This window comes from Piscinibacter sp. PDB5-1, from assembly GCF_056676035.1.
The window spans coordinates 329,188-343,356 of record NZ_JBWVZL010000002.1 but is presented as its reverse complement, the minus strand read 5'-3'; the positions used below and the strand labels follow the sequence as shown (position 1 = coordinate 343,356).

Below are 14,169 nucleotides of genomic sequence, written 5' to 3'. Positions count from 1 at the left end.
CCCGCTTACTTGGACGCGGCCGATGCGGCGGCCGCCGGGGCGGCACCGAAGTACTTGGCGTAGATCTGCGCGTACGTGCCGTCGGCCTTGATCGCGGCCAGCCCTTCGTTCAGCTTGCCCAGCAGTTCGGCATTGCCCTTCTTCACCGCAAAGCCGTACTGCTCGGGTTGGAAGGCCGCGTCGTTGACGGTCTTGAACTTCGCGCCCGGGTTGTTGGTGACGTAGTTGACGACCACGCCGTTGTCGGCGACCACGGCGTCCACACCGCTGGCTTCCAGCTCTTTCAGCGCGAGCGGGGTCGATTCGAAGCGCTTGACGTTCGGGCTGTTCTTGCCCAGCAGCTTGGTGACGACCTCGTCACCGGTCGTGCCGGTCTGCACGCCGACCTTCAGCTTCTTGAGGTCGTCGAACTTGGCGACCTTCGAGGTCTCTTTCACCGCGATGAGCTGGTGCGCGTCGAAGTACGGCGCGCTGAAGTCCATGGTCTGCTTGCGCTCTTCGGTGATGGTGATTGACGAAGCCAGCAGGTCGCGGTCGCCTTGCTGAAGCGAGTTGAAGATGCCTTCCCAGGGGGTGTTCTCGAAGCGCACCTGGATGCCGGCCTTCGCGGCCACGGCCGACAGCACATCGACGGTCATGCCGACGATTTCGCCTTTTTCATTCTGAAACTCGAAGGGCGCGTAGGCCGCATCGGTGCCCACCACAAACACCTTCGCCGGAGGCGGTGCCGAGACCACCGGCGCAGGCGCCGAGGCGGTCGATTTGGCCGGGGCGGCTTCTTTCTTGCCGCAGGCGCCCAGCAGGGCAGCGGCGACCAGCAGGCCAGCGGTTTGCAGGAATCGTCGGGTGGTGATCGAGGTCATGAATGGGCCTTCAAGGGTGGATGTGCCTGCACGCAAGCAAGTTGTGTGCGCCGCGGGCGAGTGTATGCAGCGCGATCAGGAAAGGTAAGCCAGTTCTTCGTCGGTGAAACCCGCGGCATGGCGTGCCGCCCGGTTGATCGGGGGGCGCAGGCGCGGGGCTTCGTGGCGCTGGGTCAGCACGGCGTAGTGGGCGACCGGGTCGAGCCCTTCGCGCTCGCACAGCCAGCGGTACCAGTGGTTGCCGATGGCCACGTGGCCGATCTCGTCGCGCAGGATGATCTCGAGGATCTCGACCGCGCGCGCGTCGCCCGCCCGGGCGAACTTCGCCTGCAGCGGTGGCGTGGCGTCGAGCCCGCGGGCTTCGAGCGTGCGCGGCACCAGGGCCATGCGCGCGACGATGTCGCCGGCCGTGCGTTGCGTCATCACCCACAGGCCGTCGTGCGCATCGAAGTCGCCATAGTCGTGGCCGATGCTTTGCAAGTGCTCGCGGAGCAGGCTGAAGTGGTAGGCCTCTTCGCTCGCCACGCGCAGCCAGTCCGCATAGAAGCTGGGAGGCATGCCCGCGAAGCGAAACACCGCGTCGAGGGCCAGGTTGATCGCATTGAACTCGATGTGGGCGATGGCATGCAGCAGCGCCGCGCGGCCTTCCGGGGTGAACGGCGAGCGGGTCGGCACTGCCTTCGGTGGCACGAGCCGGGGGCGCTCGGGGCGGCCGGGCAGGCCCTCGGGCGCGGCAATCAATGTCTCCGCGTTCACCTGCGTCAGGTCGAGCCCCGCAAACAGCGCGCGTGCCGCCGCAGCCTTGTCGGCCGGGTCGGTGAGGCTCAAGACCTGCAGGGCGCGCTCGCGGGGGTTCATCCCTAGAATTATGGCTTTCGCCCCTTCAGCTTTCGCGCCTTTGCCCGGCGCCCCTGCCCATGGCCCTCTACCAACTTGGCGAAGACTCGCCCGACATCGCCGACACCGCCTGGGTTGCCGACAGCGCCCAGGTGATGGGCCGCGTGACCCTTGAAGACAACGCCAACGTCTGGTTCGGCGCGGTGCTGCGGGGTGACATGGACCGGCTCACCGTCGGTCGCAACAGCAATGTGCAGGACAACTCGGTGCTGCACGCCGACCACGGCTACCCGCTGGTGATCGGTGCGGACGTGACGGTCGGCCACCAGGTCATGCTGCACGGCTGCACGATCGGCGACGGCTCGCTGATCGGCATCCAGGCCGTGATCCTCAACGGCGCCAAGATCGGCAAGCACTGCATCGTGGGCGCCGGTTCGCTGGTCACCGAAGGCAAAGAATTTCCCGACGGCTCGATGATCATCGGCTCACCCGCCAAGGTGGTGAAGCAGCTCACGCCCGAGCAGATTGAAGGCCTCAAGCGCAGCGCGGCGCACTACGTCGAGAACGCCAAGCGCTTCAAGCAGCAACTGAAGAAGCTCGGATGACCATTGTTGTGATTGAACGCGCGAGCCCGGCGCCGGGCCGCCCCAAGGCGGGCTCGATCCCCTTGGGGGATCGTCTGCGGTATTCCGCAGACGAGGGGCTTGTGATGCTTGCGGCGCCGGGCCGCCCCAAGGCGGGCTCGATCCCCTCGGGGGATCGTCTGCGGTATTCCGCAGACGAGGGGCTGTCATGAGCGAAATTCACAAATTCCTGTTCGAGGGCATGCCCGTGCGCGGCATGCTCGTGCGCCTGGGCAGCGATTGGCAAGAGGTGCTGCGCCGCCGCGCGTCGGCCGGTGAAAACTACCCCGAGCCGGTGCGTGTGTTGTTGGGTGAGATGGCCGCAGCCAGCGTGCTGATGCAGGCCAACATCAAGTTCAACGGCGCGTTGACGTTGCAAGTGCACGGCGACGGCCCGGTGAAGCTGGCGGTGGCCGAGGCGCAACCCGACCTGGCCTTTCGCGTGACGGGCAAGGTGATCGGCGAGGTGCCCGACGCCGCGCAGCTCGAAGCGCTGGTCAACGTGCATGGCAAGGGCCGCTGCGCCATCACGCTCGATCCGAAAGACCGCCAGCCGGGGCAGCAGCCCTACCAGGGCGTGGTCGGCTTGCATGGCGACCAGCGCGAGCCGCTGCAACAGCTGTCCGACGTGCTCGAGCACTACATGCTGCAGTCCGAGCAGCTCGACACCAAGCTCATCCTCGCGGCCAACGACGAGGTCGCTGCAGGCCTCTTGATTCAGCGCCTGCCGATCGAGGGCGAAGGCAACCTGGGCGGGCGCAGCCGCGAAGACGACATCGGCCTGAGCGAGGCCTACAACCGCATCGCCCACCTGGCCGCGACGCTGACGCGCGACGAGCTGCTGACGCTGTCGGTCGAAAAAATCCTGCACCGCCTGTTCTGGGAAGAAGACCTGCGCCGCTTCCTGCCGCAAGAGGGCGATGCGGTGCCGCACTTCGCCTGCACCTGCTCTCGCGAACGCGTCGGGCGCATGCTCAAGGGCCTGGGGCGCGACGAGGTCGATGACATCGTGACCGAGCAAGGCCGCGTCGAGGTCGGATGCGAGTTCTGCGGCGTCAAGTACCACTTCGACGTGGTCGATGTCGGCGAGCTGTTCACCCCGCCGCGCGACCAGCCGCCCACCCCGCGCAGCATCAACTGAACCCCTTCACCGGGACACACCATGGCCGTCTACGCCGCGTTGAAGATCCTTCACCTGCTTTCGGTCGTGGTGTGGCTGGGGGGCATGTTCTTCGCCCACTTCTGCCTGCGGCCGGTGGCGCTGACCCTGCCGCCGCCCACGCGCCTGCCGCTTCTGCGCGCGGTGCTGGGGCGCTTTTTCGCCGTGGTGCTGGTGGCGGCGCCGCTGACGATCGTCACTGGGGGCTTGTTGGTGGGGCGTGTGGTGTCCAGCGTCCACAAGACTGGCGCCCCGTTCAACACACCGCTCGAATGGTGGGTGATGGGTGCGCTGGGTCTGTTGATGCTGCTGATCTTCGTCTTCGTGCGCTTTGCGCTCTACCCGCGGCTCGAGCGCGCCGTGGACGCGCAGGACTGGCCCGCCGGCGGCGCGGCAATGACGGCCATCCGCAACTGGGTGTTGGCCAACCTCGTGATCGGCGTGCTGATCGTTGTCATCACGCTGATGGGGCAGGCCGGCTGACGGCCCGGTGTGGCGCGATTCAGCCGCGGGGCAGCTTGAGGTGGCGCTCGCAGGCGCCGTCGCTGCAGCGCTCGCAATTCCACTGCCAACGCGGGCCAGCGATGTCGTTGTCGCCTGACCCTTCGCGCGTGCCCAGGGCGTGGCACAAGGCCGACCAGGCCGAGGCGGTGCGTGCGTCGCCCATCCCCGAGACCACGGCATAGGGCCGGCCCGAGCGAGCGAGCGCCTGGCGCAGCAAGGCTTCGACCGGTGCACGCACCTGCGGGCCGTCGCGTTGGTGGCCGTCCTCGACCCAGGGCAGGTCGGTGCGGGTCAAGAGCAGCAGGCCGTCGTCCGGCAGTGCGCCGAGTGCGTCGCTGTAGAGGCCGGTGTCGCCGAAGATCATTTCGCTGTACACGGCGACCATCAGCGCATGCGTGTCGGCGATGACGACCTCGTGTGAACGCGAGGCTGTGGCGATGCGGCGGGTCTGTTCTGCGGCGATGGCCGCTTGCTCGTGCGCCTGGGGCGTGCGGCCGTGGGCGTCGCAAAACTCGCGCAGGTATTCGTCCACGACGGCCACGTGGCGGCCCTCGTCACGCAGCCGGTCGGCGAGTCGCTGCGCGAGTGTGGTCTTGCCGGTGCTTTCGGCGCCGAGCAGCGTCACCACGAACGCCATGCGTTCAGCGCGTGGTGGCGAGCTGGCGCCAGCTGCGCCAGCCGGCAAACGACAGGGCGATGAACAGGCCGTAGAGCAGCGTCGTCAGCCACAGACCCTTGTGCGCGAAAAGTGCCACGCTGGCCAGGTTGACGACCACCCAGGTCGGCCAGTTCTCGACGTACTTGCGCGCCAGCAGCCATTGGCCGATCACGCTGGCGGCGGTGGGAAAGGCGTCCCACCAGGGCACGGTCGAGTCGGTGAAGTGGTCGAGAAAGAGTGCCGTGGCCGGCCAGGCGACGCCCATCGCGGCCACGGCCACGCCCACACCGCGCAGCGACATCGCCCGCACACGCAGCGTCGAGCCGTCGTCTTGCCGGCCGCGCAGCCATTGCCACCAGCCCCACAGCGACACCGCGACAAAGAGGATCTGCAGCGAAGCTTCGCCGTAGAGCTTGCTGTCCCAGAAGAGCGCGCAGTACAGCAGCGAACTGCCGATGGCCAGGGGCCAGGCGAGCGGGTTCACGCGCATGTTGAGCAGCACCATCGCCACGGCCATCGCGAAGGCGATGACCTCGACCCAGGTGACCGGTGCGCCCCACAGCGAAAAGGCGGCGGCGAACAGCGGCTGGATCGGGGCGAGCAGGTCCACGGGCTTCGGTCGCGGCCGGTCAGCGCGGCGGCGTGGCCGCGAACTGGACGTAGATTTCGTCGGGCTTGACCATGCCCAGGTCGAAGCGGGCTTTCTCTTCGACCATCTCGAGGCCTTCTTTCAGGTCGTTGACCTCGGCATCGAGCTGCTCGTTGCGCAAGCGGGCCGAGGCGTTCTCGGCCTGTTGCACGTCGAGCTTGGCTTGCAGTTCCATCACACGCGGCACCCCGCTCTTGCCGAACCAGAGTTCGGCATGCACCAGCGCGATGAGCGCGGCGAGAACGAGCGTGATCACGCGCATGAAGGAGCCGCAGCCTCTTTAACGGTTCAGCGCAGGTTGTAGAACGCGCCGCGGCCCGGGTACGTGGCGACGTCGCCGAGGTCTTCTTCGATGCGCAGCAGCTGGTTGTACTTGGCGATGCGGTCCGAGCGCGACATCGAGCCGGTCTTGATCTGCAGCGCGTTCGTGCCCACCGCGATGTCGGCGATGGTCGAGTCTTCGGTCTCGCCCGAGCGATGGCTGATGACGGCCGTGTAGTTGGCGCGCTTGGCCATCTCGATGGCGGCGAAGGTCTCGGTCAGCGTGCCGATCTGGTTGATCTTGATGAGGATCGAGTTGGCGATGCGCTTCTCGATGCCTTCCTTCAGGATCTTGGTGTTGGTGACGAAGAGGTCGTCGCCCACCAGCTGAACCTTGTGGCCGAGTTTCTCGGTCAGGTGCTTCCAGCCGTCCCAGTCGCCTTCGTGCATGCCGTCTTCGATCGACACGATCGGGTACTTGTCGCACCAGGTGGCGAGGATGTCCGTCCACTCGGCAGCGGCCAGCGTCAGGCCTTCGCCCTCAAGGTGGTACTTGCCGTCTTTGTAGAACTCGCTGGCGGCGCAGTCGAGGCCGATGGCGATCTGCTCACCGGCGGTGTAGCCGGCCTTGTCGATGGCTTCCAGGATCAGCTGGATCGCCGCTTCGTGGCTGGCCACGCTGGGGGCGAAGCCGCCTTCGTCGCCGACGGCCGTGCTCATGCCCTTGGCGTCGATGATCTTCTTCAGCGCGTGGAAGACCTCGGCGCCGTAGCGCACCGCCTCGCGGAAGGTCGGCGCCCCCACGGGGATGATCATCAGCTCTTGCAGGTCGAGGTTGTTGTTGGCGTGCGCGCCGCCGTTGATGACGTTCATCATCGGCACCGGCAGTTGCATCGCGCCCGAGCCGCCGAAGTAGCGGTACAGCGGCAGGCCCGATTCTTCAGCGGCAGCGCGCGCCACGGCCATCGACACGGCCAGCGTGGCGTTCGCGCCCAGGCGGCTCTTGTTCTCGGTGCCGTCCAGGTCGATCAGCGTGCGGTCGAGGAAGGCCTGCTCCGAAGCGTCGAGGCCGAGCACGGCTTCGCTGATCTCGGTGTTGACGTGCTCGACGGCCTTCAGCACGCCCTTGCCGAGGTAGCGCGCCTTGTCGCCGTCGCGCAGCTCGATGGCTTCGCGCGAGCCGGTCGATGCGCCCGAGGGCACGGCCGCACGGCCCATCACGCCCGATTCGAGCAGCACGTCGCATTCGACGGTGGGGTTGCCTCGGCTGTCGAGAATCTCGCGGCCGACGATGTCAACGATGGCACTCATTCAATCTTCCTCAGGTTGCTTTGGATTCTTTTTGCGGCACGGGTCGGGGCTCAGAGCGCCTCGACCACCACCATGCGCATCACCGCCGCGCCTTCGCGGGCGGTGCGCGCCTTGCCGTATTCGGGCGAGTTGTAGAAGGCGCGGGCCTTCTCGACGCTCGGAAACTTCAGCACGACCAGGCGGTCGGGCGTCCAGTCGCCTTCGAGCACCTCGACCGCACCACCGCGCACCAGCACCTCGGCCCCGTGGGCCTGCATGGCGAGCGTCGAAAACTTTTTGTAGTCCTCGTACTGCACCGGGTCGGTGACGCGGACGTTGGCGATGATGATGGCGCTGGGCATGCGGTTCAGATCGGTGGGTTCAGCACGAGAAATCGTTCTCGAGCAGCGGCTGGGTCTTGACCACCCGGTCGAGCGCGACCAGTTGCTCCAGCAGCGCCTTCATGTGCTTCAGCGGCACGGCGTTCGGGCCGTCGCTCAGTGCGTTCGCGGGGTCGGGGTGGGTCTCCATGAAGAGGCCCGAGATGCCCACGGCCACGGCCGCACGCGACAGCACCGGCACGAATTCGCGCTGGCCACCCGAGCTGGTGCCTTGGCCGCCGGGCAACTGCACCGAGTGCGTCGCATCGAAGACGACCGGCGCGCCGGTCTCTCGCATGATGGCCAGCGAGCGCATGTCGCTCACGAGGTTGTTGTAGCCAAAGCTCACGCCGCGTTCGCAGGCCATGAAGTTGTCGTCGTTCAAGCCCTTCGCGCGCGCGGCGGCACGGGCCTTGTCGATCACGTTCTTCATGTCGTGCGGCGCGAGGAACTGGCCCTTCTTGATGTTCACCGGCTTGCCGCACTGCGCGACCGCGTGGATGAAATCGGTCTGACGGCACAGGAAGGCCGGTGTCTGCAGCACATCGACCACCGAGGCCACGGTGGTGATCTCGGCTTCGCTGTGCACATCGGTCAGGATGGGCACGTTCAGCTCGCGCTTCACCTTGGCGAGGATCTCCAGGCCCTTGTCCATGCCCGGGCCACGAAACGAGGTGCCCGACGAGCGGTTGGCCTTGTCGTAGCTGCTCTTGAAGATGAACGGAATGCCCAAGCCCGAGGTGATCTCTTTCAGGCGGCCGGCTACATCCATCTGCAGCTGTTCGGACTCGACGACGCAGGGGCCGGCGATCAGGAAGAAGGGCTTGTCGAGGCCAATCTCGAAGTTGCAGAGCTTCATGGGTGAATCCTTGCGGGCGGGGATGGTGCGGCGCTCAGGCCGCCACCTTCTCGCCCATGGTGCCGGTCGAATCGCTCGCGTTGCGCGCCGCCTTGTGCTTCAGCGCGGCCTCGATGTACGACTTGAACAGCGGGTGGCCGCCCCAGGGCGTGGACTTGAACTCGGGGTGGAACTGCACGCCCATGTACCAGGGGTGCACGCTGCGCGGCAGCTCGACGATCTCGGTGAGCTTTTCGCGTTGCGTCAGCGCCGAGATCACGAGGCCGGCTTCGCCCAGCTTGTCGAGGTAGTTGACGTTGGCCTCATACCGGTGGCGGTGGCGTTCGGTGACGACGTCGCCATAGATCTCGTGCGCCAGCGTGCCGGGCTTCACGTCGGAGCTCTGAGCGCCGAGGCGCATGGTGCCGCCCAAGTCGGACGTCGCGCTGCGTTTCTGGATCGAGCCGTCGGCGTCTTGCCATTCTTCGATCAGCGCGATGACCGGGTGCGGCGTGTCGGCTTCGAACTCGGTGCTGTTCGCACCGACCAGGCCCGCCTTGTGGCGCGCGTACTCGATGGTGGCGACCTGCATGCCCAGGCAGATGCCCAGGTAGGGAATCTTGTTTTCGCGTGCGAACTGCGCCGCGAGAATCTTGCCCTCGACGCCGCGCTTGCCGAAGCCGCCGGGCACCAACACCGCATCGAAACGGCCCAGTTGGCCGACCGAATCGGGCGTCAGCGTTTCGCTGTCCACGTATTCGATGTTCACGCGCGCATGGTTGTGGATGCCCGCGTGGCGCAGCGCCTCGTTGAGCGACTTGTACGAATCCGACAAGTCGGTGTACTTGCCGCACATGGCGATGCTGACCTGCTGCTTGGGGTGCTCGACCTCTTCGACCAGCGCGTCCCAGCGCTTCAGGTTCGCAGGCGGCGTGTTGATGCGCAGCTTGTCGCAGATGAGGCCGTCGAGCCCTTGCTCGTGCAGCATGCGGGGCACCTTGTAGATGGTGTCCACGTCCCACATCGAGATCACGCCCCACTCGGCCACGTTGGTGAAGAGCGAAATCTTCTCGCGCTCTTCTTTCGGGATGGCGCGGTCGGCGCGGCACAAGAGCGCGTCGGCCTGGATGCCGATCTCGCGCAGCTTCTGCACTGTGTGCTGCGTCGGCTTGGTCTTCAGTTCGCCGGCCGCGGCGATCCACGGCACATAGGTCAAGTGCACGAAGGCCGCGTTGTTGGGGCCCATGCGCAGGCTCATCTGGCGTGCGGCCTCCAAGAAAGGCAGTGATTCGATGTCGCCCACCGTGCCGCCCACTTCGACGATGGCCACATCGACCGCCTGCTCGGTGCCGAAGCCCGCGCCGCGCTTGACGAACTCCTGGATCTCGTTGGTGACGTGCGGGATGACCTGCACCGTCTTGCCGAGGTAGTCGCCACGGCGCTCTTTCTCAAGAACGCTCTTGTAGATCTGCCCGGTTGTGAAGTTGTTGGCCTTCTTCATCCGCGTGGTGATGAAGCGTTCGTAGTGGCCCAGGTCGAGGTCGGTTTCGGCGCCGTCGTCGGTGACGAAGACCTCACCGTGCTGGAATGGCGACATGGTGCCCGGGTCCACGTTGAGGTACGGGTCGAGCTTGATCAGGGTGACTTTGAGGCCCCGCGATTCGAGGATCGCTGCCAGAGAGGCCGCCGCGATGCCCTTGCCCAGCGAGGACACCACACCGCCGGTCACAAAGACGAATTTGGTCATTGCTGTCAGCACTGCGAGCGCAGGGCTGTGGTGGTAAAGCGCGATTATAGGCAGGGCACCCTGGGCGATCCGCCCTCGGGTTCAGGGTTTCTCGGGCGCGTCTGCGGACGTTTTGCCGAAGACGTCCAGCCAGCGCAGCACTTCGGCCGCCGTGGCCTCGGGCATCTCGAAGGGATACAGGTGCGTGCCCTCCAGCCACGAGATGTTGCCTTTGGCGACTTTTTCGGTGGCGACCAGCCCGACCTTCTTCACTTCGACCGACTTCGTGCCGCCCACGAAGGCCATCGGGCATTGCAGCGGCCGTTCGCGCAGCACCCGCGTCATCTGGTGCGGGATGGTGTTGTAGATCTCGGTCTCGACCTCGCGCCGGAAGGCCAGGCCATGCCCCTGCTTGCTGGTCGGGATGGGCTCGATGCCGCAGCGGATGTAGTCGTCGAGCACCCGCGGGTCCCAGCGCGCGAACATCGGCTTGGCCGCGAAATGCGTATGGGCTTCTTGCGGGCTCGGCCAGCGGTGGCGGCGAGTCTTCGACACCTTGCCCGGCGACACGCGCCCGCTGAAGCCCGTGGCCTTGGCGACTTGCAGAGCCTTGGCGATGAAGCCCGATGGGATGGGCGAATCGAGCACCACGACGCCGGCCGCGAGGTCGGGCCGTTTCGACGCAGCCAACAGGCTCAGAAAGCCGCCCAGCGAATGGCCCACCAGGTAAGCCGGGCCGGGCGCCTCGCGTTCGATGAAGTGGATCAGCTGGTTGCGCAGGTGCGGCCAGTTGCTGGTGACCGGGTAGTCGGGGTCGTGCCCCAGCTTGTCGAGGGCGTGCACCGCGTAGCCGGCGTCGCGCCAGATGTCGAACAGCAGGCGGTAGGTGCCGGCCGGAAAGCTGTTGGCGTGCGAAAAGACGATGGTCTTGACCTCGCCGCCCGTCCTCTGCCCACGCATCAGACGTCTTTCTCGCTCGCGTTGTGGATCTTGCGCATCGGCTCGTAGCGTGCCGAGGTCACGCAAAGCGGGTGGCTGCTGGTCTGGCCGTCCCACTGCGGGTCCTCGATCGACTCGAAGACCTGCCGCAGCCGTTGGCCCCAGGTGCCGCGAATCATGGCGAAGTACGGGTTGTGTTCGTCGATCACCACCTGCTGGCGGGTCTGGAACTCGCCCACGTTGTAGACCAGCAGGTCGAGCGGCAGGCCCACCGAGAGGTTGGATTTCAGCGTCGAGTCCATCGACACCAGCGCGCATTTCGCGGCTTCGGCCAGCGGCGTGTGCGGGGTGATGAGGCGGTCGAGCACGGGCTTGCCGTACTTCGATTCGCCGATCTGGAAGTAGCAGGTCTCGCGCGTGGCCTCGATGAAGTTGCCGGCCGAATACACGAGGAAGAGCCGCATCGGCTCGCCCTTGATTTGCCCGCCGAAGACCATCGACGCGTTGAAATCGACACCCGCCTGCTTCAACGCCCGGGCGTCCTGGTCGTACACACGGCGCACGGCCTTGCCCAGCACGCGCACCGCGTCGAACATGCTGGTGGCGTTCCAGATGGTGATCGGCGGGCCGTCCGGGTCGTCGTTCTCGATGCGTTCGACCTGCAAGATTTCCCGTACCGACTGCGAGATCGACAGGTTGCCTGCGGAGAGCAGCACCATGAAGCGGTCGTCCGGCCGCTCGTAGACCATCATCTTGCGGTAGGTGCTGATCTGGTCGAGCCCGGCGTTCGTGCGCGAGTCCGAAAGAAACACCAGGCCGGCGTCGAGCTTGATGCCTACGCAATACGTCATGTGGATGAGTCCTCTTGCAGGGCCTTGAGGCGGTACAGCGCGTCGAGCGCTTCCTTGGGTGACAGGGCGTCCGGGTTCAGCTGGGCAAGTGCGCGGTCCACCGCCGAAGGCTCGGCCTCGGGTGCGGCCGCCGGCGCGGCAAACAGATCGACCTGCGCCTGCTCGGCATGTTGCTGCGATTCCAGTGCATCAAGCGTGTTTCGTGCCTGCCGCACCAGCGCCGCCGGCATGCCAGCCAGCCGCGCGACCTGCACGCCGTAGCTCTTGCTCGCGGGGCCGGGCTGGATGTCGTGCAGGAAGACGATCTCGTCGCCGTTCTCGGCCGCCGACACGTGCACATTCAGTGCGCGCTCGTGCTTGAGCGGGAAGTCCGTCAGCTCGAAGTAATGCGTGGCGAACAGCGTGAACGACTTGTTGCGCTCGTGCAGGTGGCTCGCGATGGCGCCCGCGAGCGCCAGCCCGTCGAAGGTGGACGTGCCCCGGCCGATTTCGTCCATCAGCACCAGCGAGTGCTCGGTTGCGCTGTGCACGATGGCGGCGGCCTCGGTCATCTCGAGCATGAAGGTCGATTGCGCATTCGCCAGGTCGTCGGCCGCACCGATGCGCGTGTGGATCGCGTCGATCGGCCCGAGGCGGCAATTCTTCGCCGGAACGAAAGACCCCATCGCCGCCAGCAGTGCGATCAGCGCCACCTGCCGCATGAAGGTGCTCTTGCCGCCCATGTTGGGCCCGGTGATGACGAGCATCTTGTGCTTCGCGTCGAGCCGGCAGTCGTTGGCCATGAAGTTGCCACCACCGGTCTCGGCCAGGCGCGCTTCGACCACCGGGTGGCGGCCGGCCTCGATGTGGATGCAGGGCTCTTTGACGAACTGCGGCCGGCACCAGTTGAGCGTCTTGGCGCGCTCGGCCAGCGCGGTGAGCGCGTCCAGGCTGGCCAGCGCGCGCGCCAGGTTCGACAGCGGTTCCAGGTGCGCCTGCAACTGGTCGATCAACTGCTCGTACAGCAGCTTCTCGCGTGCGAGCGAACGGTCTTGCGCCGACAGCGCCTTGTCTTCGAAGGCCTTCAGCTCGGGCGTGATGAAGCGCTCGGCGTTCTTGAGCGTCTGGCGGCGCTGGTAGTCGAGCGGCACCTTGTCCACCTGGCCTTGTGTGACCTCGATGTAGAAGCCGTGCACCTTGTTGTATTGCACGCGCAGGTTGCCGATGCCGGTGCGCGTGCGCTCGCGCGCTTCGAGGTCCAGCAGAAACGCGTCGCAGTTCTGGCTGATGGCGCGCAGTTCATCCAACTGCGCATCGAAGCCCGACGCGATGACACCGCCGTCGCGCAGCAGCACGGCCGGTTCTGCGGCGATGGCTTGCAGCACGGTGGCGATCTCACCCGGCGGTTGCAGCGCCTGGGCCAACATCTCGAGCAGCAAGGCGCCCGTCGGCACCTTGACCTGCAGCTCGGGCAGCGCGGCCAGCGTGGCGCGCAGCCCCGACAGCTCGCGCGGGCGCACCTGGCGCAGCGCGATGCGCGCGGTGATGCGTTCGACGTCGCTGACGCCGCGCAGCGCCTCGCGCAAGCCGTCCACGCCATGCGACGTGAGCAGCGTGTCGAGGGCGTCGTGCCGTTGCATGGCCACCGTGCGCTCGCGCAGCGGGTGCGTCAGCCAGTGGCGCAGCGCGCGGCTGCCCATGCCGGTGCGGCAGGTGTCGATCAGCGACAGCAGCGTCGGCGCGTCTTCGCCGCGCAGCGTCTGCGTGAGTTCGAGGTTGCGGTGCGTGGTGGGCGGCAGGTCGAGCAGTTCGCTCGCGCGTTCGACCTGCAGCGTGCGCACATGCGCCAGCGCCTGGCCTTGCGTGTGCTCGGCGTAGCTCAGCAGGGCGGCGGCGGCGGCGTGCGCGGTGCCGAGATCTTGCGCGCTGAACGCGTGCAGGCTCGCCACGCGCAGTTGCTCGCACAGCTTGCGCAGGCCCAGCGCCGGGTCGAACTGCCAGGTCGGCCGGTGCGTGAGCGCGATGCGCGACTGCGCGAGCGCCGGCGGAATGTCGTCGCGGTCCACCAGCGCCTCGGCCGCGTTCAGGCGCGACAACCAGCCGGCCAGCTCGCGCTCGGCGCACTCGGTGACGCCCAGTTGCCCGTTCGACAGGCCCAGCCATGCAAGGCCGTAGGTCGTGACGCCGCGCTTGGTGATCGATGCCACCGACAGCAGCAGCGCGTCGCGCTTGTCGGCCAGCAGCTCAGTGTCGGTCACCGTGCCCGGCGTGACCACGCGCACCACCTTGCGCTCGACCGGCCCCTTGGCCGTGGCCACGTCGCCCACCTGTTCGGCAATCGCCACCGCCTCGCCCATCTTGATAAGCTTGGCGAGGTAGCTCTCGACCGAATGCACCGGCACACCGGCCATCACGACCGGCTCGCCGCCGCTCTGGCCGCGCGTGGTCAGCGTGATGTCGAGCAGGCGGTTGGCCTTGCGCGCGTCGTCGTAGAACAGCTCGTAGAAATCGCCCATGCGATAGAACACGAGCGTGTCGGCGTGCTCGGCCTTGATGCGCAGGTACTGCTGCATCATCGGCGTGTGGCCGCTCAAGTCGGCCACCGGCGGCAT

General features: G+C 66.7%; 15 protein-coding genes. 3 read left to right on the top strand and 12 right to left on the bottom strand.

Annotation, left to right across the window (positions count from 1 at the left end):
• Nucleotides 1-5 precede the first annotated feature (5 nt).
• The gene (locus AC1KAT_RS08945) at nt 6-863 is read right to left on the bottom strand and encodes a basic amino acid ABC transporter substrate-binding protein (RefSeq protein WP_480324939.1); all 858 of its coding nucleotides are present in this window, start codon (nt 861-863) and stop codon (nt 6-8) included.
• 75 nt (nt 864-938) lie between these two features.
• Nucleotides 939-1,721 (bottom strand): ferritin-like domain-containing protein, encoded by a 783-nt coding sequence (locus AC1KAT_RS08940; RefSeq protein ID WP_480324937.1) that lies wholly within the window; start codon nt 1,719-1,721, stop codon nt 939-941.
• 59 nt (nt 1,722-1,780) lie between these two features.
• On the opposite strand from AC1KAT_RS08940, the gene AC1KAT_RS08935 reads away from it, so the two are divergent.
• The 3 genes from AC1KAT_RS08935 to AC1KAT_RS08925 all read left to right on the top strand — a co-directional run bounded on the left by AC1KAT_RS08935 (nt 1,781) and on the right by AC1KAT_RS08925 (nt 3,965).
• Nucleotides 1,781-2,305, top strand: coding sequence for a gamma carbonic anhydrase family protein (locus AC1KAT_RS08935; RefSeq protein WP_480324935.1), 525 nt, complete (start codon nt 1,781-1,783; stop codon nt 2,303-2,305).
• Nucleotides 2,306-2,492: 187 nt separating this feature from the next.
• Nucleotides 2,493-3,464 (top strand): Hsp33 family molecular chaperone HslO, encoded by a 972-nt coding sequence (gene hslO / locus AC1KAT_RS08930; protein ID WP_480324933.1) that lies wholly within the window; start codon nt 2,493-2,495, stop codon nt 3,462-3,464.
• A gap of 21 nt (nt 3,465-3,485) precedes the next feature.
• Complete coding sequence (locus tag AC1KAT_RS08925) at nt 3,486-3,965, top strand: CopD family protein (RefSeq protein ID WP_480324931.1); 480 nt, start codon at nt 3,486-3,488, stop codon at nt 3,963-3,965.
• A gap of 19 nt (nt 3,966-3,984) precedes the next feature.
• Here AC1KAT_RS08925 and AC1KAT_RS08920 read toward each other — a convergent pair whose 3' ends face one another.
• The 10 genes from AC1KAT_RS08920 to mutS all read right to left on the bottom strand — a co-directional run bounded on the left by AC1KAT_RS08920 (nt 3,985) and on the right by mutS (nt 14,169).
• Nucleotides 3,985-4,623 (bottom strand): AAA family ATPase, encoded by a 639-nt coding sequence (locus AC1KAT_RS08920; RefSeq protein WP_480324929.1) that lies wholly within the window; start codon nt 4,621-4,623, stop codon nt 3,985-3,987.
• A gap of 4 nt (nt 4,624-4,627) precedes the next feature.
• On the bottom strand, nt 4,628-5,254 hold the full coding sequence (gene pnuC, locus AC1KAT_RS08915; RefSeq protein ID WP_480324927.1) for a nicotinamide riboside transporter PnuC: 627 nt from the start codon (nt 5,252-5,254) through the stop codon (nt 4,628-4,630).
• A 19-nt stretch (nt 5,255-5,273) separates the two neighbouring features.
• Nucleotides 5,274-5,555, bottom strand: coding sequence for a cell division protein FtsB (ftsB, locus tag AC1KAT_RS08910; RefSeq protein ID WP_480324925.1), 282 nt, complete (start codon nt 5,553-5,555; stop codon nt 5,274-5,276).
• A 26-nt stretch (nt 5,556-5,581) separates the two neighbouring features.
• Nucleotides 5,582-6,865 (bottom strand): phosphopyruvate hydratase, encoded by a 1,284-nt coding sequence (gene eno, locus AC1KAT_RS08905; protein ID WP_480324923.1) that lies wholly within the window; start codon nt 6,863-6,865, stop codon nt 5,582-5,584.
• A 50-nt stretch (nt 6,866-6,915) separates the two neighbouring features.
• Entirely contained in the window at nt 6,916-7,206 is a 291-nt protein-coding gene (locus AC1KAT_RS08900; protein WP_480324921.1) for a DUF1330 domain-containing protein, read from the bottom strand.
• A gap of 19 nt (nt 7,207-7,225) precedes the next feature.
• The gene (kdsA, locus tag AC1KAT_RS08895; protein ID WP_480324919.1) at nt 7,226-8,083 is read right to left on the bottom strand and encodes a 3-deoxy-8-phosphooctulonate synthase; all 858 of its coding nucleotides are present in this window, start codon (nt 8,081-8,083) and stop codon (nt 7,226-7,228) included.
• Nucleotides 8,084-8,117: 34 nt separating this feature from the next.
• Nucleotides 8,118-9,809 (bottom strand): CTP synthase, encoded by a 1,692-nt coding sequence (locus AC1KAT_RS08890; protein ID WP_480324917.1) that lies wholly within the window; start codon nt 9,807-9,809, stop codon nt 8,118-8,120.
• Between the two features lie 81 nt (nt 9,810-9,890).
• Complete coding sequence (locus tag AC1KAT_RS08885; RefSeq protein ID WP_480324915.1) at nt 9,891-10,748, bottom strand: alpha/beta fold hydrolase; 858 nt, start codon at nt 10,746-10,748, stop codon at nt 9,891-9,893.
• Complete coding sequence (locus AC1KAT_RS08880; RefSeq protein ID WP_480324913.1) at nt 10,748-11,578, bottom strand: proteasome-type protease; 831 nt, start codon at nt 11,576-11,578, stop codon at nt 10,748-10,750. Before AC1KAT_RS08880 ends, AC1KAT_RS08885 begins: the two co-directional genes overlap by 1 nt.
• The gene (mutS, locus tag AC1KAT_RS08875) at nt 11,575-14,169 is read right to left on the bottom strand and encodes a DNA mismatch repair protein MutS (RefSeq protein ID WP_480326521.1); all 2,595 of its coding nucleotides are present in this window, start codon (nt 14,167-14,169) and stop codon (nt 11,575-11,577) included. The genes AC1KAT_RS08880 and mutS overlap by 4 nt, the downstream gene beginning before the upstream one ends.

What these genes read in the sequence shown, in the direction of transcription:
- AC1KAT_RS08945 (WP_480324939.1), bottom strand. Translation starts at nt 863, where the DNA reads ATGACCTCGATCACCACCCGACGATTCCTGCAAACCGCTGGCCTGCTG.
- AC1KAT_RS08940 (WP_480324937.1), bottom strand. Translation starts at nt 1,721, where the DNA reads ATGAACCCCCGCGAGCGCGCCCTGCAGGTCTTGAGCCTCACCGACCCG.
- AC1KAT_RS08935 (WP_480324935.1), top strand. Translation starts at nt 1,781, where the DNA reads ATGGCCCTCTACCAACTTGGCGAAGACTCGCCCGACATCGCCGACACC.
- hslO (WP_480324933.1), top strand. Translation starts at nt 2,493, where the DNA reads ATGAGCGAAATTCACAAATTCCTGTTCGAGGGCATGCCCGTGCGCGGC.
- AC1KAT_RS08925 (WP_480324931.1), top strand. Translation starts at nt 3,486, where the DNA reads ATGGCCGTCTACGCCGCGTTGAAGATCCTTCACCTGCTTTCGGTCGTG.
- AC1KAT_RS08920 (WP_480324929.1), bottom strand. Translation starts at nt 4,623, where the DNA reads ATGGCGTTCGTGGTGACGCTGCTCGGCGCCGAAAGCACCGGCAAGACC.
- ftsB (WP_480324925.1), bottom strand. Translation starts at nt 5,555, where the DNA reads ATGCGCGTGATCACGCTCGTTCTCGCCGCGCTCATCGCGCTGGTGCAT.
- eno (WP_480324923.1), bottom strand. Translation starts at nt 6,865, where the DNA reads ATGAGTGCCATCGTTGACATCGTCGGCCGCGAGATTCTCGACAGCCGA.
- AC1KAT_RS08900 (WP_480324921.1), bottom strand. Translation starts at nt 7,206, where the DNA reads ATGCCCAGCGCCATCATCATCGCCAACGTCCGCGTCACCGACCCGGTG.
- kdsA (WP_480324919.1), bottom strand. Translation starts at nt 8,083, where the DNA reads ATGAAGCTCTGCAACTTCGAGATTGGCCTCGACAAGCCCTTCTTCCTG.
- AC1KAT_RS08890 (WP_480324917.1), bottom strand. Translation starts at nt 9,809, where the DNA reads ATGACCAAATTCGTCTTTGTGACCGGCGGTGTGGTGTCCTCGCTGGGC.
- AC1KAT_RS08885 (WP_480324915.1), bottom strand. Translation starts at nt 10,748, where the DNA reads ATGCGTGGGCAGAGGACGGGCGGCGAGGTCAAGACCATCGTCTTTTCG.
- AC1KAT_RS08880 (WP_480324913.1), bottom strand. Translation starts at nt 11,578, where the DNA reads ATGACGTATTGCGTAGGCATCAAGCTCGACGCCGGCCTGGTGTTTCTT.
- mutS (WP_480326521.1), bottom strand. Translation starts at nt 14,169, where the DNA reads ATGCCGCCGGTGGCCGACTTGAGCGGCCACACGCCGATGATGCAGCAG.